We start from the raw sequence: 19076 nt of genomic DNA, 5'->3' as shown, positions 1-19076 counted from the left end.
ACCCGAGACCTGTCAGCGGCACCCCGAGGTCGGGCAGCGGCACCCCGAGGTCAGGCAGCCTCCGGCAGGGGGGCGAAGAGGTCCACCGCCAGCCCGTCGGGATCCCGCACCACGGCGTACCTCTGCCCCCAGAAGGCGTCCCAGGGCTCCTGGTGACCCACGTACCCGGCCGTGACGAGCTCGGCGTACAGCGCGTCGACGTGGGCGGGGGAGTCGCAGCGGAAGGCGAGAGCCGTGCGGCTGCCACCCGCCGGCAGCTCCCACCCGGGGTCGAAGGTGCGGATCACCTCAACCGTGTCCCAGGCCAGGCGCAACCCACCGGGCAGGGTGATCTCGACGTGGGGCTCGGCGTCGGCCGAGGCGGGGACGTCCAGACCCAGACGGCGGTAGAAGGCCAGCGAGGCCGCCATGTCCGCCACCACGATCCCCAGCTGGTCCAGGTGCGGTGTCATGCCCGCCACGCTAGCCACGGGCACCGACACGGCGCGTCGGGGCGGCGTGGAAGGATTGCCGCATGCCGCGCAACGAGCCCGACACGTCCCGTCCCGCCCCGCTCGACGACCGGCGGACCCTGGCCGACGTCGTCCCGGCGATCGCCCTCGGCCCGCTCGACGGGCGGTACCGGTCGGCCGTCGCACCGCTCGTCGACCACCTCTCCGAGGCCGCGCTCAACCGCGAGCGCGTCCACGTCGAGGTCGAGTGGCTGATCCACCTGACCTCGCACCACGTGGTCCCGGGTGCGCCCACGCTGGCCAACGAGGAGCGGGACTACCTGCGCGACGTCGTCGCGACCTTCGACGCCGACACGGTCGCCGAGCTCGCCGCGACCGAGAAGATCACCGTGCACGACGTCAAGGCGGTCGAGTACCTGCTCAAGAAGCGGCTCGCCGACGCGCGCGCCGTGCTGGGCGAGGACACCGTGCTGCCCGAGGTCGGCGAGCTGGTGCACTTCGCCGCGACCAGCGAGGACATCAACAACCTGTCCTACGCCCTGATGGTGCAGGGCGCCGTCCGCCAGGTGTGGTTGCCCGCGGCCAGGGCGCTGGTGGGCGAGATCGCGGCACTGGCCCGTGAGCACGCCGCCGTCCCCATGCTGGCCCGCACCCACGGTCAGCCGGCCACCCCCACGACCATCGGCAAGGAGCTCGCGGTGCTGGCCCACCGGCTGGACCGCCAGCTGCGCCGGATCGAGGCGGCCGAGTACCTGGGCAAGATCAACGGCGCGACCGGCACCTACGGCGCGCACCTCGCGGCGGTCCCCGGTGCGGACTGGGTCGCGGTCTCGCGGTCCTTCGTCGAGCACCTGGGTCTGACGTGGAACCCGTTGACCACCCAGATCGAGTCCCACGACTGGCAGGCCGAGCTGTACGCCGACGTCGCGCGGTTCAACCGGATCCTGCACAACCTGGCGACCGACGTGTGGACGTACATCTCGCTGGGCTACTTCGCGCAGGTCCGCGGGCAGGGCACGGTCGGCTCCTCGACCATGCCGCACAAGGTCAACCCGATCCGCTTCGAGAACGCCGAGGCCAACCTCGAGCTGTCCAGCGCCCTGCTGGACACCCTGGGCTCGACCCTGGTGACCAGCCGCATGCAGCGCGACCTCACCGACTCGACCACGCAGCGCAACATCGGCCCGGCCTTCGGCCACTCGCTCCTGGCGATCGACAACGTGCGCCGCGGGCTGGCCGGGCTCGACGTCGACGCCGCCGCCATGGAACGTGACCTCGACGCCAACTGGGAGGTGCTCGGCGAGGCCGTCCAGTCCGCGATGCGCGCCGCCGGGGTGGCCGGGGTACCGGGCATGGACGAGCCCTACGAGCGGCTCAAGGAGCTGACCCGCGGGCGACGGATCACCGGCGAGGACCTCCGGGCCTTCGTCACCTCGCTCGGGCTGCCCGACGACGTCGCGGCCCGCCTCGCGGCGATGACCCCCGCCTCCTACACCGGCGCGGCGGCGGACCTGGTGCGCTTCCTCGACGTCTGAGGGCCCCGCGGCCTGCGACGCGCGGACACCTCGGCCCCTCGACCCCAGAACTCACCCGGCCCCGGTCCGGCCGGCTCTCTCACGGCGGGTCCGCCGCGGTCGATGAGACACCCATGAGCCCCTCGACGCCGAGCGCTGCCTCCGCACCCCCGCACGTCGGTCGCCGCTCGGTGATCCCGCGCGGCGTCACCCTGACCGAGGAGATGTTCCGGCCGCGGCACGACGCGCTGACCTGGATCCTGCTGCTGCACGTCCCGGTGCTGGCCGGGCTGGCCCTGTGGTGGGCACCCGGGCTGAGCAGCCCGCACACCGTGGGCCACGGCGACGGCGCCACCGAGTCCGTGGGTGGCGCGAGCGCCGACGGCGCTGCGGTCACCGAGACCGTCAGCGCGGTGGCGGACACCTCGCACCTGTGGATGGCGTGGGTGGGCCTCGCGGCGATCGTCGTCCTGGTCGTCGTCGGCCGGGTCGCCCGCGGCCAGGCCGTCCGGTCGGCTGCGGTGAGCACCGGGCTGGTGCTGTCGAGCGTCGTCCTCGTGCACGTCTCGGGTGGCATGACGGACATGCACCTGCACTTCTTCGTCACGGTGGCCCTCGTGGCGCTCTACCAGTCGTGGACCCCGTTCCTGCTGGCCATCGCCATCGTCGCGGTGCACCACGTCGGGATGAGCGTGCTCGACCCGAACCTGGTGTTCTCCGAGCCCCGTGCCCAGGCCAACCCCATCGCGTTCGCGCTGCTGCACGCCGTCCTGCTCCTCGGCGAGTGCGCGGCCCTCGCGGCCAGCTGGCGCTTCACCGAGCAGGCCGACGACGCCCGCCGGGTCGAGCAGGGACGCGCCGAGCAGAACGCCCGCGAGCAGATGGCCACGCAGTCCGCGCTGGCCGACGAGCAGCACCGGGCCGCCGAGACCGCCCAGACCGAGCTCGCCCAGCGTCAGGAGCGGGCCGCGCAGCTCGACTCCCGGCTGATCGGCCTGAACGCCGCGGGCGTGCGGCTGCGGGACGGCGCCGAGTCCGCGCAGGAGGTGATGGACGGTCTCGTGGGTGCCGCGACGGACATCGGCCAGGCCGCCTCGCAGGCCTCCCGCTCGGCCCAGCAGGCCGCCCTCAAGGTCACTGCCTCGGCCACGACCATGCGCTCCCTGGACGACGCGACGCAGCAGATCGCCGCGATCGCCCGCACCATCACCTCGATCGCCGAGCAGACGAACCTGCTGGCCCTCAACGCCACGATCGAGGCCGCCCGGGCCGGTGAGGCCGGCAAGGGCTTCAGCGTCGTGGCCCAGGAGGTCAAGGAGCTCGCCGGGCAGACGGCCCGCGCCACCGACGAGATCGAGGCGGTCGTGGCGACCGTGCAGGCCGGCACCCAGGAGGCGCTGGTCGGCACCGCGGGGATCGACGAGGCGATCGGCGACGTCGTGCACGCGCAGACGACCATCGCGGCGGCCGTCGAGGAGCAGGGCGCGGCCACCAGCCAGGCCCGTGCGTCGATCGTCGCGATGGCCGACGAGGTGCAGCGCGTCACCGACGAGGTCGCCCGGATGGCGCAGGACGTCGGCTGAGCCCGAACAGCAGATCTGCGGAAAACGTCGCCAGAACGACACCTGACCGTCAATAATCGTGCCCATGGAGCGCATCACCCACTGGATCGACGGCAAGCCCTGGGACCAGGCCACGGTGAGCACCCGCACCGCACCGGTCCACGACCCGGCGACCGGGCAGGTGACGGCCCACGTGGACCTCGCCGACGACGACGTCGTGCAGCGCGCGGTCGCGAGCGCCAGAGCGGCCTCCCTGACGTGGCGGCGCAGCTCGTTGTCCCAACGGACCCAGGTCCTCTTCGCCTTCCGGCACCTGCTCGCAGCGGCCACGCACGAGCTCGCCGACGTCATCACGGCCGAGCACGGCAAGGTGCTGTCCGACGCCGCCGGGGAGGTCACCCGGGGTCTGGAGGTCGCCGAGTTCGCCTGCGGCATCCCGCACCTGCTCAAGGGGTCGTTCTCCGAGGGGGTGTCCACCGGGGTCGACGTGCACTCGATCCGGCAGCCCCTGGGCGTCGTCGCGGTGATCTCCCCCTTCAACTTCCCCGCGATGGTCCCGCTGTGGTTCGTGCCGTTGGCGATCGCCGCAGGCAACGCGGTCGTGCTCAAGCCCAGCGAGAAGGACCCCTCCGCGTCGCTGGTCCTGGCCCGGCTGTGGGCGCAGGCCGGTCTGCCCGAAGGGGTCTTCACGGTGCTGCAGGGTGACCGGGTCGCGGTCGACGGGCTGCTCACCCACCCGGACGTCAAGGCCGTGTCCTTCGTGGGGTCGACCCCCGTGGCCCGGCACGTCTACGAGACCGGCACCGCGCACGGCAAGCGGGTGCAGGCCCTGGGCGGCGCGAAGAACCACATGCTCGTGCTGCCCGACGCCGACCTCGACCTGGCCGCCGACGCCGCGGTCAACGCGGGCTTCGGCTCGGCCGGCGAGCGGTGCATGGCGATCTCGGCCCTGGTCGTGGTCGAGCCGGTCGCCGACGCGCTGGTCGCACGGATCGCCGAACGGATCTCCCGGCTGCGCACCGGCGACGGGCGACGCGGCTGCGACATGGGCCCGCTGGTCACCGCTGAGCACCGCGACCGGGTGGTGGGGTTCGTCGAGCAGGGGGTCGCGGCCGGCGCCGAGCTCGTGGTCGACGGGCGCCTGGTCGAGCCGGACGGTGACGCAGGCGGGTACTGGCTGGGGCCGACGCTCTTCGACCGGGTCACCCCGCAGATGACGGTCTACACGCAGGAGATCTTCGGACCCGTCCTGTCGGTGCTGCGCGTCTCGACCTACGACGAGGGCCTGGCGCTGGTCAACGACCACCCGTACGGTAACGGCACGGCCATCTTCACCCATGACGGTGGCGCCGCACGACGCTTCCAGTACGACGTCGAGGTCGGGATGGTCGGGGTCAACGTGCCCATCCCCGTGCCGATGGCCTACTACTCCTTCGGAGGGTGGAAGTCCTCGCTGTTCGGGGACTCGCACGCGCACGGGGCCGAGGGGATCCAGTTCTTCACCCGCGGCAAGGTCGTCACGACCCGCTGGCCCGACCCGAGCCACGGCGGCCTCAACCTGGGCTTCCCCACCCACGAGTGACCACGACACCGCCTGCGCACGATCGAGAAGGGGCCGGCGTGACGAGCTCCCCACGCATCCCCGCGCCCGCCAAGGTGCTCTTCCTGCTGACCGCCCTGGCCGCCGTCGCCTCGGTCGTCCTCTCCGGGAGCACCCTGCCCGGCCCCGCGTCCTGGGCGTGGTGGTTCGCCGCTCTCGCCGTCCCGGTCCTCTACCGGTTCCCCGTGGTGGTGACCCGAGGCTCGCGGGGGATCGAGATCGGGTTCGAGTCGGTCGTGGCGATCTTCCTGGCCTTCGCGGTGCCCGAGCACGCCCTGATGCTGTGGACGGTCGGCTGGGCCCTGGCCCAGGTGCCCTGGCCGGTGGGCCGTCCGCTGCGCAGGACCCCTCCGTGGATCACCCTGCACAACGTGGCGATGACCGTCCTGGGCGGCGCGGCGACGGTGTGGGTCGTGACCCACCTGGTCGACGGGGCCCTGCGACCCGGCCCGTGGGCCCTCGTCGCTGTGGTGCTCGGCGCGACCGCCTACTTCCTGGTGGACTACGCGCTCTCGGCGGTGGCCCTGCCGCTGCTCAAGCGCGCGTCGTTCCGCGAGGCGTGGCTCTACGACGACCTGTCGGTCACCTTGGCCTGCTACTCGGGGGTGGCATCCCTCGGCTACCTCGGTGCCGTCGTGCTGCGGGCCGACCAGTGGGCGCTGCCGCTCCTGGCGTTCCCGCTCGCGACCTTCGTCATCGCCTCACGCAGCTACGCCCGCGCCTCGCTCGAGCGCTCCCGGGTGACCGCGCTGCTCGCGGTCGCCTCCCGGCTCCACCATGCGACGACCCCGCAGCAGGCCGAGCAGATCGTCCTGGAGGAGGGTCGGCACGCGATGCGCGCCGAGGAGCTCTTCCTGCGCCAGGACCCCGGTGACGCGCTCATCCGCTCGGCGGTGGTCAGCGACACCGGGCAGGCATGGCTCGTCCCGGCACCCCGGCACAGCAGCGACCAGTTCGGGCCAGGTGACCAGCCGACCCTGGACCTGCTGGCCTCACTCACCGCCGACACCCTGAACCGGCTGTCGTTGCACCACGACCTGGCCGCGCTCGCCTCGCAGGACACGCTCACCGGGCTGGCCAACCGGGCGACCCTGCAGGCCGCGCTCGAGACCGCCCTGGTGGCCTCCGACGGACGGCCCACCGCCATCCTCTTCTGCGACCTGGACGGGTTCAAGGCCGTCAACGACCGGCACGGGCACGCCGTCGGTGACGAGCTGCTGACGGTCGTGGCCGAGCGGATGCGGCAGTCGGTGCGCGACGGCGACCTGGTCGCCCGGGTGGGCGGTGACGAGTTCGTCGTCCTCCTGCCACGCACCACCCACGAGGCCGCCCTGCGGGTGGCCGACCGCATCCTGGAGGCCGTGCGCCTGCCCAGCGACCTCAGCACGGGCCCGGCGCGCGTGGGGATCAGCATCGGAGCGGTGCTCTCCGGGCCGGCCGCGACGGCCGACGGGTTGCTCCGACGCGCCGATGCCGCGATGTACCTGGCCAAGGCCGAGGGCAAGGACCAGGTCCGGGTCGCCGAGAGCGTGGGACCCCTCGGCGACTGACCCGACACCACCAGGGCGACGAGCACCACCCTCCGACAGGGCGAGGTCAGGTGGGAGAAGGCCCCTGGAGGCGGGTCTCGTCACGCCGAGCGTCGTCGGGGGGCACGTCGTCAGGGGCCACGTCGTCGGGCACCTCGATGCCGAAGACGACCTCGACGGCCTCGCGGTACTCGGTGTGCCGTCCGCCGCGGGCGTGCTCACGGGCCCGCACCGCCGGGGTGTGCAGCATCGTCGCGGCGAACCGGCGCAGCGCGCGCTCGACGTCGTCGGAGCCCTCCCCACCACGGCTCCTGGTCCGGTCGAGCTCGGCCTCGAGCACCGCCTGGACGTGCTCGCGCAGCGCGACGACTGCAGGGGTCACGGACAGCTCGGCCAGCGCGGCCTCGAACTCCTCGGCCCGGTCCGCGACGATGCGCAGACCCGCGTCGACGGCCGGGCTCACGGTCGAGGGCGAGTGCTGCTGCACACACGCGAGGTCGATCAGCCGCACCCCGGGCAGGTGGCCGACCGTCGGGTCGATGTCGTGCCGCAGCGCCAGGTCCACCAGGACGGTGGGGCGCGGCGTCCCGCCCTCGCCGCCGGACCGGGCACGGGCGGCCGCGACCATCGGGGCGTCGACCACCGGACCGAGCGCCCCGCTGCACGAGACGACGACGTCGGCGCGGGCGAGCTGGGCGTCCAGGTCACCCGGGGCCACGGCCTCCAGGCCACGGTCAGCCGCGAAGGCCTGCGCCCGGCCGGAGGGGGAGTGGACGGCGACGTCCCGCACCCCGCGGGCCCGCAGCGCCGTCAGGCTCGCCCCCGCGTACGAGCCGGTGCCGATCAGCAGCACCCGCGCGCTGGGCAGGTCCACCTCGTGACCCACCAGGTCGAGCGCGACCCCCACCACCGAGCGCCCGGTGGCCCCCAGGGCCGTCCCGGCGCCCACGGCACGCGAGGTGCGCGAGGCGGTCTGGAACAGCCGCTCCAGGGCCGCCGACGTGGTGCCGTCGGTCCGTGCGGTCTGCAGGGCGCGGCGCACCTGCCCCGCGACCTCGCGCTCCCCCACGACCATCGAGTCCAGACCCGAGGCGACGGTGAACAGGTGCCGGGTGACGTCCGGGCCGACCCGGGGCTGCAGGGACGCCTCGACGTCGGCGACCGACATCCCGCTGGTCCGGGCGACCGCACCGGTGACCGCGCGCCGGACCCGGTCCAGAGCGCCCTCGGTCGGGCCTGCGCCGGTCGGGCCGGTGGGCGTCGAGGTGCTGACGTACACCTCGAACCGGTTGCACGTCGCCAGGACGACACAACCGGTGATCTCGGGGCTGTCCTCCACGACCGTCGACCCCAGCGAGTGCGCGCCGCTGGCGAGCTGCTCCAGGACGTCGAGGTCGAGATCGCGGTGGCTGGCCGTCAGGGTCATCAACACCACAATGGCCCGATTGAACCAGCACGAAGAATGTTCGGCACAATCACAGGGTGAACCTTCCTGCGAACCATCCCCTGATCGACGGCCGAACCTCCGGGTCCCCGCTGGTCCGAGCATTCCGCGGCCACCGTGAACCGCCCTCAGGTGATGAAGCACACACCCGCACACCGGTGTGGTTCATGCGTCAGGCGGGACGCTCGCTGCCCGAGTACCGCGAGCTGCGTCAGGGCACCGCGATGCTCGACGCGTGCCTCGACCCCGCGATGTCCAGCGAGATCACCCTGCAGCCGGTGCGCCGGCACGGGGTGGACGCGGGCATCTTCTTCAGCGACATCGTGGTGCCGCTGCTGCTGGCCGGGGTCGCCGTCGACATCGTCCCCGGCACGGGTCCGGTCTTCGCCGACCCGGTCCGCACCGCCCAGGACGTCGCCCGCCTCGCCCCGCTGGCCGACGACGCCCTCGCCCCGATCACCGACGGCGTGGCTCGCACGGTCGCCGCGCTGGGCGAGACGCCGCTCATCGGCTTCGCCGGTGCGCCCTTCACGCTGGCCTCGTACCTGGTCGAGGGGGGACCGTCCAAGGACCAGCTGCGCGCCCGCACCCTGATGCACGCCGAGCCGCAGACCTGGCAGGCCCTGATGGACTGGGCGGCCGACGTCACCGGGGCCTTCCTGCGCGCTCAGGTGCTCGCGGGAGCCAGCGCCGCGCAGCTCTTCGACTCGTGGGCGGGCTCGCTGTCCCTGGCCGACTACGACCAGCACGTCGCGCCGGCCTCCCGCCGCGCGCTGTCGCACGTCACCGACCTCGACGTCCCGGTGATCCACTTCGGCACGGGCACCGGCGAGCTGCTGGCCGCGATGCGCGACGTGGGGGCCGACGTCGTGGGCGTGGACCACCGGATCGGCCTCGACGAGGCCAACCGCCGCCTGGGCGGCCGCACCGTGCTGCAGGGCAACATCGACCCGGCGCTGCTCGGCGCCCCCTGGCCCGTGCTCGAGGCGCACGTCCGGGACGTCATCGCGCGCGGCGCGCAGGCACCCGCCCATGTGCTCAACCTGGGCCACGGCGTGCCGCCCGGCACCGACCCGGACGTGCTGACGCGGATCGTGCGACTGGCCCACGGGGAGATCTGAGTGCCCGCCGTGGACGTCGTCGTGGTGGGGGCCGGGATCGCCGGGCTGGTGCTGGCGCGGGACCTCGCGCTGCAGGGACGGCGCGTCGTCGTGCTCGAGGCCGAGGACGTCCCCGGGGGATGCGTGGCCTCGCACGTGGTCGCCGGGCTGCGGCTGGACGCCGGGGCCGAGTCCTTCGCGACCCGCTCCCCGGCGGTGCGTGACCTGGTCGAGGAGCTCGGCCTGGGTGACGACGTCGTGCTGCCGCGTCCCCTCGGGGCGTGGACGCACCTGCCGGGCCGCACGCCGCCGTCGTACCCGCTGCCCCGTGCGGGGATGCTCGGGATCCCCGCTTCGCCGTGGGCACCGGACGTCCGCGCCGTCATCGGGCTCCTCGGAGCGTTGCGGGCCTCGGCGGACCGGCTCCTGCCGGCTCGCGTGGGGCTCGGCGACGGCGCGGGGTCTGCGGCGACCGCGGGGTCGGCGGGCTCTGCGGTGGGTGCGGGCTCTGCGGCGTTCGCCGGCTCTGCAGCGTCACCCGGCCCGTGGGCGTCGTCGGCTCGGCACGGCTCGCCAGGAAGCCTGGGGCGCCTCGTGCGGGTGCGGCTCGGCCGGCGGGTGCTCGAACGGCTGGTCGCACCGGTCGTCAGCGGCGTGCACTCGGCCCACCCGGACGAGGTGGACCTGGACACCGTGGTGCCGGGCCTGCGCGCCGAGGTGCTGCGGCGCGGGTCGTTGGGCGGGGCGGTCACCCGGATGCGCGCCGCCGCCCCCGCTGGGGCCGCGGTCGCGGGTCTGCGAGGCGGCATGAACCGCCTGGTCAGCGCCCTCGTGGACGACCTGACGGCACGAGACGTCGAGATCCGGACCGGGTGCCGGGTCGAGGGGGTCGAGCGAGCGGACCTGGCTGTCGACGTAGCGCCGGGGCATGCCGCCGACCGGTGGCGGGTGACCTTCGAGCACGGCGGGAGCCTCACCGCACCGACGGTCGTCCTGGCCGTCCCCGGTCCGGCTGCTGTCTGGCTGCTGCGCGGGACCGGGACCGCCGACGCAGTGGCGCCGGTCGAGACCGATGTCATCCTGGCCACGCTCGTGCTCGACGCCCCGGCCCTGGACGCGGCACCCCGGGGCACCGGGCTGCTGGTCGCCGAGGAGCGGTCCGTGAGCCCCGCCGTCGAGGCCGGTCCGCGCAGCACGCAGCCCCGGGTGCAGGCCAAGGCCCTCACCCACGGCACCGCGAAGTGGGACTGGCTCGACGAGGCGGCCGGGGCCGGGCGCCACGTGCTGCGACTGTCCTACGGGAGGGCCGGGGAGCAGCGCGCCGCCGAGAGCCGGGCCGCCGTCCTGCGGTCGCCCGCCGTCCGGGCCGCAGAGCGGCAGGCCGCTGCGCAACGGCAGGCCGAGCGGCTGGTGGACGAGCTCTGGACCTCCGACGGGGGCCCCACGAGAACCCCCGCACCGGCCGCGAGCACGACGGCACGTGCGGGGGTCCACGACGCGGGGCTCGGGGTCCACGAGGCGGGGCCGGAGGTCCGCGAGGCCGGGGTCACCCCCGAGCACCTGTCCGACGCCGAGCTGCAGTCGCTGGCCCTGACCGACGCGAGCCTGCTGCTGGGTGTCCCGCTGGACGGGTCCCAGGTGGTCGGCTTCGCCCGGACCCGCTGGGCCACCGGCCTGCCGCACGCCCGTCCCGGGCATCGCGAGCGGGTCGCCGCCGTGCGCTCCTCGCTGGCCGCAGCCGAGGGTCTGTGGGCCTGCGGGGCGTGGCTGGCCGGGACCGGGCTGTCCGCGGTCATCGCCGACTCCCGGCAGCTGGCCCGGCAGATCGCCGAAGCGAGCGATGCGACGTGACACCCGTCACTCCGGTCGGCCGACCGCATTCCTGGTCGGTGCTCGGCGGCGCTTTCCCGCACCCCGGCTGACGCATTGTCAGAATGTGGTGACAGTACGTCAGAACGGTCGTCGACGTCGTCCTGATTTCCGCATTCCGGCAGCGTCACGCAGACTCCTTTCATGACCACCGACGCACCCGATGCACGTCCTGCCGTCGCGTACGACGCCGCGGTGCCAGACCCCGACAGCGGCGCCTGGACCCTGTGGACCGTCCTGCGCCGTCCGACCACCGCGACCGCGCCGTTCGGCGACGGCCCCGCGCTGGCCACCGCCGCCGAGGAGCTCCCCGAGGACGTCGTCCTGCGCGGGGTGTACGACGTCTCGGGCCTGCGCGCCGACGCCGACCTCATGCTCTGGCTGCACGGCGACCACGCCGAGGGTCTGCAGCACGCGGTGCGCAGCCTGCGCCGCAGCGCCGAGCTCGCGCCGCTGCTGCCCACCTGGTCGGCGATGGGCGTCCACCGCCCGGCCGAGTTCAGCGCCAACCACGCCCCGGCCTACATGCGCGACACCGAGCCGCTCGAGTGGCTGACGGTCTACCCCTTCGTGCGCTCCTACGAGTGGTACCTGCTGCCCTCCGACGAGCGGCGTGCGATGCTCGGCGAGCACGGGCGCAAGGGCCGGGCGTACACCAAGGTGCTGTCCAACACGGTGGCGTCGTTCGCCCTGGGCGACTACGAGTGGATCCTGGGCCTCGAGGCCGACGACCTGACCGAGCTCGTCGACCTCATGCGTGACCTGCGCCAGACCGAGGCGCGGCGTCACGTGCGCGAGGAGGTCCCCTTCTTCACCGGCCGACGCATCGGCCTCGACCAGGTAGCGGAGGTCCTGCGATGAGCGCCACGGAGAGCACGGTCCACGACCCGGGCACGCTTCCCGACCCGAGCACGCTGCCCGACCGCGACCCCCAGCCTCCGGCGCCCTACGACGCCGTGCTGCTCGTCTCCTTCGGCGGGCCCGAGGGTCAGGACGACGTGCTGCCCTTCCTGCGCAACGTGACACGCGGGCGCGGCATCCCCGACGAGCGCCTCGAAGAGGTCGCCCACCACTACCGGGCCTTCGGCGGCGTCAGCCCGATCAACGCCCAGAACCGCGAGCTCCAGGCCGCCCTGCGGGCCGAGCTCGACGCCCGCGGCATGGACCTGCCCGTGCTCTGGGGCAACCGCAACTGGGACCCGTTCCTCACCGACGCGCTCCGTGAGGCGCACGCGGCCGGTCACCGGCGTCTGCTCGCCGTGGTCACCAGCGCCTACTCCTCGTACTCGGGCTGCCGGCAGTACCGCGAGGACCTCGCCGCGGCCCTCGAGGAGACGGGCCTGGCGGGCGAGGTCACCATCGACAAGGTGCGCAACTACTTCGACCACCCGGGTTTCGTCACCCCCTTCGTCGAGGGGGTCCGCGACGCGCTGCTCCGCACCCGTGCCGCCCTGCCCGGGATCGACCTGGTCCGCGAGTCGCACGTCCTGTTCGTCACGCACTCGATCCCCACGTCCACGGCCGTGACCTCAGGCCCTCCCGACGCTCGGCTCGGCCCCGAGGGCGCCTACTCGGCGCAGCACCGCGCCGTGGCCGACGTCGTCATGGCGAGCGTGGGCGGGGTGAGCGACGTCGGTACCGGCAGCGCGGCCGCGCAGCTCGCGTCCGTCCCGTGGTCGTTGGTCTACCAGTCCCGCAGCGGCGCCCCGAGCACCCCGTGGCTCGAGCCCGACATCAACGACGCCATCACCGAGCTCGCCGGCCAGGGCGTCAAGGCCGTGGTGATCGTGCCGATCGGCTTCGTCTCGGACCACATGGAGGTCATGTGGGACCTCGACGAAGAGGCCCTGACCACCGCGCGCGAGGCCGGCCTCCACGGTGAGCGGGTGCCGACCCCTGGTGTGCACCCGGCCTTCGTCACCGGTCTGGTCGACCTCGTCGGCGAGCGGGTGGCCCGTGCCGACGGCACCGCGGGCACCGCGACCGGCGCCGTGTCCCGTCCCGCCCTGAGCCCGCTCGGGCCCTGGTACGACGTGTGCCGTCCCGGCTGCTGCGCGAACCCCCGAGGCCCCCGACCCGCCGTGGCAGGTCTCGCGCCGTGACCGCGGTGCGCATCGGGACCCGGGGGAGCACGCTCGCGCTGACCCAGACGGGCATCGTCGCCGACCAGGTCCGCCGGCTGGGTGGCCTGGCCCCCGAGGAGGTCGAGCTCGTCCGGATCCGCACCGAGGGGGACCTCTACACCGGGTCGCTCGCGGCGCTGGGTGGGGCGGGGGTGTTCGTCGCAGCCCTGCGCGAGGCGGTGCTCGCAGGTCGCTGCGACCTCGCGGTGCACTCCCTCAAGGACCTCCCGGTGGTCCCGGCGCACGGCCTGGTGATCGCAGCGGTGCCCGAGCGGGTCGACCCTCGCGACGCGCTGTGCGCACGGGACGGCCTGACCCTGGCCGACCTGCCGCACGGTGCGCGGGTGGGCACCGGCTCGCCGCGTCGCGCCGCCCAGCTGCTCGCCCACCGGCCCGACCTGGAGGTCGTGGACATCCGCGGCAACGTCGAGACACGGCTCGGCCGGGTGCGGGGGTCGACCACCGGCCCCGGTGACCTGGACGCCGTCGTGCTCGCGGCCGCGGGCCTGTCCCGACTGGGACGCACGTCCGCGGTGACCGAGCTGCTCGACACCACCGTGATGTCCCCGGCCCCCGGGCAGGGCGCCCTCGCCGTCGAGTGCCGGTCGGTGCTCGACGGCCCGACCCCGCGCGGTGTCGCTCCCGGTCCGGACCTCGACGACCCCTCCGCCCCGCTGGCCCGTGCGCTGACCGCTCTCGACCACCTGCCGAGCCATGTCGCGGTGCACGCCGAGCGGGCCCTGCTCGCCACCCTGGAGGCCGGGTGCGCGGCGCCCGTCGGCGCACTGGGGCGCCTCGAGCACGGCACCCTGCGGCTCGACGCCGTGGTCAGCCGCGGCGACGGCACCGAGCAGGTGCGCTCGAGCGCCGCGGTGACGCTGCCGGCCGGCCGCGCCGAGCAGCTCGCCTCGGCGGACGCGCTCGGCCGCCAGGTCGCGCTCCAGCTGCTGGACGACGGCGCGGCACGGCTCGCCCCCCTCGGACCCGTGGCTCTGCGCTCGGGCGACGTGGGATCCAGCCACCTGCTGGGCCCCGGGGGCACCCGGTGACCCCGGGCGCCCTGGACGGGTGGCAGGTGCTGGTCCCACGAGGCGGCGAGTGGGGTGAGCGGGTCGCCGCGGCCCTCGACACCCACGGCGCACGCTGCGTCGTCGTCCCGCTGATCGACTTCGCCCCGCCCGAGGACCTCACCGGCCTGGACTCGGGCCTGGCGAACCTGTCCCGCGGGTCGTACGACTGGGTGACGATCACCAGCGGCACCACGGTGCCCTATCTCGCGGCCCGGGCGGGGACGCTGGTCGACCCCGCCTCGCCCGCCGCCGTGTCGGGCTTCACGGCCCTCGCCGCGCTCCTCTCCTCGGCCCGGGTGGCCGCCGTCGGCCCCGGGACGGCCTCGGCCCTGGACCGCATCGGGGTGACGCCCGACCTCGTGCCGCAGGGGGAGCGATCCGCGCGCGGGCTGCTCGCCGAGTTCCCCGCCCCGCCGGTCGGCACCGATCCGGCCGCGACCGGCGGGCGTGGGCGGGTGCTCGTCCCCCACTCCGACCTGGCCGAACCCACGCTCGCCGACGGCCTGCGCTCAGCCGGGTGGACGGTCGACGACGTCGTCGCGTACCGCACGCTGAGCGGTCCCGAACCCACCGAGGAGCTGCGCCAGGACGTCCGCGCCGGGGTGTTCCACGCGGTGCTGCTGAGCTCGGCGAGCACCGTGACCAACCTTGTCGAGCTGGTCGGGACGCCGCCGCCCACGACGGTGGTGTGCTGCATCGGCCCGCGCACCGAACGCGCCGCCCGCGACCATGGCCTGCCCGTGCACGTGGTGCCGGACTCCGCCTCGGCCGAGGCGCTGGTCGAGGCTCTCGTCGACCACGCGCGCCGGCACGGACATCCCACCGACGTTGCCCGCAGCCCTGTCCGGACTCCCGGGGCTACGGCTCCAGTCGCAGCGCCGGCTCCCGCGCCCGCCCAGGGGCCCGCTCCTGCCCCCGCCCCCACGCCCGCCCACGGCTCCGCCCCTGACACTGCCGCTGACACGGCCCCTCACGCTGCCCCGGAGGGCACCTCATGACCGGTTTCCCGCACGTGCGTCCCCGCCGCCTGCGCACCCCGGCGATGCGGCGGGTCGCCGCCGAGCACCACCTGGCGCCGTCGCAGCTGGTGCTGCCGCTGTTCGTGCGGGAGGGTGCGACCGAGCCGGTCCCGATCTCCTCGATGCCGGGTCAGGTCCAGCACAGCCGGTCGAGCCTGCGCGAGATCGTGGCCCGCGCGGCCGACGCCGGGCTCGGGGGCGTGATGCTCTTCGGCGTGCCGTCGACGCGTGATGCGACGGGTTCGGGGGCGTGCGACCCGGCGGGGGTGCTCAACCAGGCGATCGGGGACGTCGTGGACGTGGTCGGCGACCGGCTGGCGGTGATGGCCGACCTCTGCCTCGACGAGTTCACCGACCACGGGCACTGCGGGGTGCTGGACGACCGCGGCCGGGTGGACAACGACGCGAGCCTCGCCCAGTACCGCGCGATGGCCCTCGCGCAGGCCGACGCCGGGGCGCACCTGCTGGGCCTCAGCGGGATGATGGACGGTCAGGTCGCCGCGGTGCGTGACGCCCTGGACGGGGCGGGTCACCAGGGCGTCGCGCTGCTCGCGTACGCCGCGAAGTACGCGTCGGCCTTCTACGGCCCGTTCCGCGAGGCGGTCGAGTCCACGCTCGTGGGTGACCGCAGGACCTACCAGCTGGACCCGGCGAACCGCCGCGAGGGCGTGCGCGAGGCGCGCCTGGACGTCGCCGAGGGCGCGGACGTCGTCATGGTCAAGCCGGCGATGAGCTACCTGGACGTCCTGTCCGACGTCGCCGCCGGCAGCGAGGTCCCCGTGTGGGCGTACCAGGTGTCCGGCGAGTACGCGATGGTCGAGGCGGCCGCCGCGAACGGCTGGGTGGACCGCCGCCGCACCATCCAGGAGTCGGTCCTGGGGATCCGCCGCGCGGGGGCGGACGCCGTCCTGACCTACTGGGCACTCGAGCTGGCCGGATGGCTGCGGGAGGACTACTGATGCAGACCCACCACTCCGAGGCGCTGTTCGCTGCGGCGCAGGACGTCATGCCGGGCGGGGTGAGCTCGCCGGTGCGCGCCTTCGGGTCGGTCGGCGGCACACCACGGTTCATGGCCTCGGCCCGCGGCCCGTACCTGACCGACGTCGACGGCAGCACCTACGTCGACCTCGTCGGTTCGTGGGGGCCGGCGATCCTGGGTCACGCGCACCCCGCGGTCGTGCAGGCCGTGCAGGAAGCCGCTGCGCTCGGCCTGACCTTCGGTGCACCGACCGCCCGGGAGACCGAGCTGGCGCTCGAGGTCCGGCGGCGCGTCCCGGCGGTCGAGCGGCTGCGCTTCGTGTCCACCGGGACCGAGGCGACGATGACGGCGATCCGGCTGGCCCGCGGCGTGACCGGCAGGCCCCTGGTCGTGAAGTTCGCCGGGTGCTACCACGGGCACCTGGACGCCCTGCTCGCCCAGGCCGGGTCGGGACTGGCGACGCTGGCGATGCCCGCGTCCTCGGGGGTCACCGAGGCCACGGCCGCCGAGACCCTGGTGCTGCCCTACAACGACGTCGCCGCGGTGCAGGCGGCCTTCGCCGCCCACGGCGACCGGATCGCCGCGGTGATCACCGAGGCCGCGCCCGCGAACATGGGGGTGGTTCCCCCGCTGCCCGGGTTCAACCGGTCGCTCCGGGAGATCACGACCACCCATGGCGCCCTGCTGATCATGGACGAGGTGCTGACCGGCTTCCGTGCGGGACCCGCTGGCTGGTGGGGCCTGGAGGGTGCGGTCGAGGGGTGGGTGCCCGACCTGCTGACCTTCGGCAAGGTCGTGGGCGGCGGCCTGCCGGTCGCCGCGATCGGCGGACGCCGTGACGTGATGGAGCACCTGGCGCCGCTCGGTCCGGTCTACCAGGCGGGAACCCTGTCCGGGAACCCGGTCGCGACGGCCGCCGGACTGGCAACGTTGCGGGCCTGTGACGCGGACGTCTACGCCAGGGTCCAGGCCGCGGCGGACGCGGTGTCGGAGGGCTTGTCGCAGGCCCTCGCGGCCGAGGGCGTCGCCCACTCCGTCCAGCGCGCCGGCACCCTGTTCAGCGCCGCGTTCGTGGACCCGGCTGACGGTCCGGTCACCGACTACGCACGCGCTCAGCAGCAGGACACCTTCCGCTACCCGGCCCTGTTCCACTCGCTGCTGGCCGACGGCGTCCACGCCCCGCCGAGTGTCTACGAGGCGTGGTTCCTCTCCGCCGCGCACGACGACGTCGCGATCAACCGGATCCTGGAGGCCTTCCCGGCCGCAGCCAAGGCCGCGGCGAACGCCACCACCCCGCACCGCTAGACCGCGAGCGGCGAGGTCACGCGTCGGGGTGCACCGATGTCGGTACCCGACGGCGACGGCGACCGCGACCGCGACCGCGACACGCTGTCAGCACCCGGCAGCGACGGCGCACCGATGAGGGTCCCCTCCCGAGGACTCGTCACGTGCCCCGCTCGGCCGGTGTCGCGCAACGCGGCGCCGTCCGCCCGGCAGATCTCCCACCCTCCTCCCGGACTGGCGTGGATCTGCAGGTGTCGTCGATGGACCAGCTCATGGTGGTACCAGCACAGCAGGATCCCGTTCGCGACCGACGTCGGCCCGCCGTGGATCCAGTGCTTCACGTGGTGGACCTCGCCCCTGCTGGGCGGGGCTGAGCAGCCCGGGTACCGACAGGTCCGGTCGCGGGCGACGACCGCGCGACGCAGCTGGCCGCTGTAGGTCCGGTGGGCGCGTCCGACGTCGAGCACCTGGCTGTCCGGGCCGAACACGACGCGACTGACCTCACCGTCGCAGGCGAGCCGTTCCAGGACGGACCGCGGCAGAGGCTCACCGTCCTCGAGCTCCGCGGGGGTCAGCGCGGCGGAACCGCCGTCGGCCCCTACTCCGCCGTCGGTTCCCACTCCGCAGGCCCCTACCCCGCCGTCGGTCCCCACTCCGCCGGCCCCCGCGCCCACCGCACCCGCCCCTGCGGCACGCAGCCCCTGCAACGTCTCCCACGACACGTGGACGGTCAGGTGCGGGCGGACCTGCGCGCCGCCCCCGGCCAGTCCCTTGTCGAGCACCAGCCTTGCCAGTGCACCCAGGGCGGATCCGTCACGCTCCTGCGGGGTGCGCTCGTCGTCAGCGGAGGGCACGCCTCCGACGGCGCGCAGCGCGGTGATCAGGGCGGCGCCGTGCTCGTGGTTCAGGAACCCCTGCAGCGCGACCCCGTCGTCACGACGCGACACGGTCAGGAACTCCTTGGCCGTGGCCCGCTCGTGCTCACGCTCGGCTGCGTCGGCATCGACCCGGGCAGCCCAGCGGCGGGCCTCACGCCGGAAGTCGTCGACCCCGACGGCGCGCGCCCGGGTCAGCAGGAAGGTCTCGTTGCGGTCGGTCTGGACGCCGGCGAGGGCCGCCTGGCGGGCAGGAGACGTCGGCGCGATCCGGGCGAGGACCTCGGCGTGCTCGAGCGTGATCTCCCCCGAGGCCACAGCGGCACGCATCTGGGGCAGGTCCCGCTCGACCGCCTGCCCGAGGGTGAGCTCACGACGCGCGGCGCCGACCGACGAGCCCTGACGCTGCGCCGCCCACTCGGGGAAGGTCCGCGCGCTGCCCGACGCGGCCCACGCGCCGTCGGCCTCGACCCGGGCGAGCAGACGCGCCGCCGCCAGGCCGAGCTGGTCGGTCGAGGTCCGCAGGTCACGGTGCAACGACTGGGCACGGCGGGGGTCGACCCCGGTGAGATCGGCCACCGCGAGGGCAGCCGCCTCGGCGCGCAGCCTCGCCACCCTGGACTCGAGCTCGTCCGCCGTACCCATGTCACCCCCTG

15 protein-coding genes are annotated in these 19076 nt (G+C 74.4%); 12 read left to right on the top strand and 3 right to left on the bottom strand.

Features of this window, described 5'->3' with window-relative positions:
• Positions 1 to 50 precede the first annotated feature (50 nt).
• Positions 51 to 452, bottom strand: coding sequence for a VOC family protein (locus M1R94_RS11590; protein WP_249381857.1), 402 nt, complete (start codon positions 450 to 452; stop codon positions 51 to 53).
• 62 nt (positions 453 to 514) lie between these two features.
• On the opposite strand from M1R94_RS11590, the gene purB reads away from it, so the two are divergent.
• From purB to M1R94_RS20765, 4 genes are all read left to right on the top strand, one after another.
• Positions 515 to 1987, top strand: a complete 1473-nt coding sequence (purB, locus tag M1R94_RS11585) for an adenylosuccinate lyase (protein WP_249381856.1) — start codon at positions 515 to 517, stop codon at positions 1985 to 1987.
• Between the two features lie 113 nt (positions 1988 to 2100).
• Positions 2101 to 3549: a methyl-accepting chemotaxis protein gene (locus M1R94_RS11580; RefSeq protein WP_249381855.1), complete on the top strand. Its 1449-nt coding sequence runs from the start codon at positions 2101 to 2103 to the stop codon at positions 3547 to 3549.
• A 64-nt stretch (positions 3550 to 3613) separates the two neighbouring features.
• Positions 3614 to 5110 (top strand): CoA-acylating methylmalonate-semialdehyde dehydrogenase, encoded by a 1497-nt coding sequence (locus M1R94_RS11575; protein WP_249381854.1) that lies wholly within the window; start codon positions 3614 to 3616, stop codon positions 5108 to 5110.
• A gap of 38 nt (positions 5111 to 5148) precedes the next feature.
• Entirely contained in the window at positions 5149 to 6678 is a 1530-nt protein-coding gene (locus tag M1R94_RS20765; protein ID WP_249381853.1) for a GGDEF domain-containing protein, read from the top strand.
• Positions 6679 to 6724: 46 nt separating this feature from the next.
• On the opposite strand, the gene M1R94_RS11565 is transcribed toward M1R94_RS20765, so the two are convergent.
• Positions 6725 to 8083, bottom strand: coding sequence for a glutamyl-tRNA reductase (locus tag M1R94_RS11565; RefSeq protein WP_249381852.1), 1359 nt, complete (start codon positions 8081 to 8083; stop codon positions 6725 to 6727).
• Between the two features lie 56 nt (positions 8084 to 8139).
• Here M1R94_RS11565 and hemE point away from each other — a divergent pair, with 56 nt between their 5' ends.
• The 8 genes from hemE (at position 8140) to hemL (ending at position 17566) form a co-directional block, all read left to right on the top strand.
• Positions 8140 to 9222, top strand: a complete 1083-nt coding sequence (hemE, locus tag M1R94_RS11560) for a uroporphyrinogen decarboxylase (RefSeq protein ID WP_249381851.1) — start codon at positions 8140 to 8142, stop codon at positions 9220 to 9222.
• Positions 9223 to 11052: a protoporphyrinogen/coproporphyrinogen oxidase gene (locus tag M1R94_RS11555; protein WP_249381850.1), complete on the top strand. Its 1830-nt coding sequence runs from the start codon at positions 9223 to 9225 to the stop codon at positions 11050 to 11052.
• Positions 11053 to 11214: 162 nt separating this feature from the next.
• Positions 11215 to 11931 (top strand): hydrogen peroxide-dependent heme synthase, encoded by a 717-nt coding sequence (hemQ, locus tag M1R94_RS11550; RefSeq protein WP_249381849.1) that lies wholly within the window; start codon positions 11215 to 11217, stop codon positions 11929 to 11931.
• A complete protein-coding gene (locus M1R94_RS11545) occupies positions 11928 to 13172 on the top strand; it encodes a ferrochelatase (RefSeq protein ID WP_249381848.1) in 1245 nt (414 codons plus the stop codon). The genes hemQ and M1R94_RS11545 overlap by 4 nt, the downstream gene beginning before the upstream one ends.
• A complete protein-coding gene (hemC, locus tag M1R94_RS11540; protein WP_249381847.1) occupies positions 13169 to 14242 on the top strand; it encodes a hydroxymethylbilane synthase in 1074 nt (357 codons plus the stop codon). Before M1R94_RS11545 ends, hemC begins: the two co-directional genes overlap by 4 nt.
• Positions 14239 to 15261, top strand: coding sequence for a uroporphyrinogen-III synthase (locus M1R94_RS11535; protein WP_249381846.1), 1023 nt, complete (start codon positions 14239 to 14241; stop codon positions 15259 to 15261). Before hemC ends, M1R94_RS11535 begins: the two co-directional genes overlap by 4 nt.
• Positions 15258 to 16241 carry a porphobilinogen synthase gene (gene hemB / locus M1R94_RS11530; RefSeq protein WP_249381845.1) on the top strand — a complete coding sequence of 328 codons (984 nt, stop codon included), beginning with the start codon at positions 15258 to 15260 and terminating at the stop codon, positions 16239 to 16241. Before M1R94_RS11535 ends, hemB begins: the two co-directional genes overlap by 4 nt.
• The gene (gene hemL / locus M1R94_RS11525) at positions 16241 to 17566 is read left to right on the top strand and encodes a glutamate-1-semialdehyde 2,1-aminomutase (RefSeq protein WP_249381844.1); all 1326 of its coding nucleotides are present in this window, start codon (positions 16241 to 16243) and stop codon (positions 17564 to 17566) included. Before hemB ends, hemL begins: the two co-directional genes overlap by 1 nt.
• Here the strand turns inward: hemL and M1R94_RS11520 are convergent.
• On the bottom strand, positions 17563 to 19065 hold the full coding sequence (locus tag M1R94_RS11520; protein WP_249381843.1) for an HNH endonuclease signature motif containing protein: 1503 nt from the start codon (positions 19063 to 19065) through the stop codon (positions 17563 to 17565). The genes hemL and M1R94_RS11520 overlap by 4 nt on opposite strands.
• Positions 19066 to 19076: the final 11 nt, after the last annotated feature.

Origin of the sequence: Actinotalea alkalitolerans, from assembly GCF_023369855.1 — a bacterium.
GTDB lineage: Bacteria > Actinomycetota > Actinomycetes > Actinomycetales > Cellulomonadaceae > Actinotalea.
This window is presented reverse-complemented; position numbering and strand designations above follow the sequence as displayed.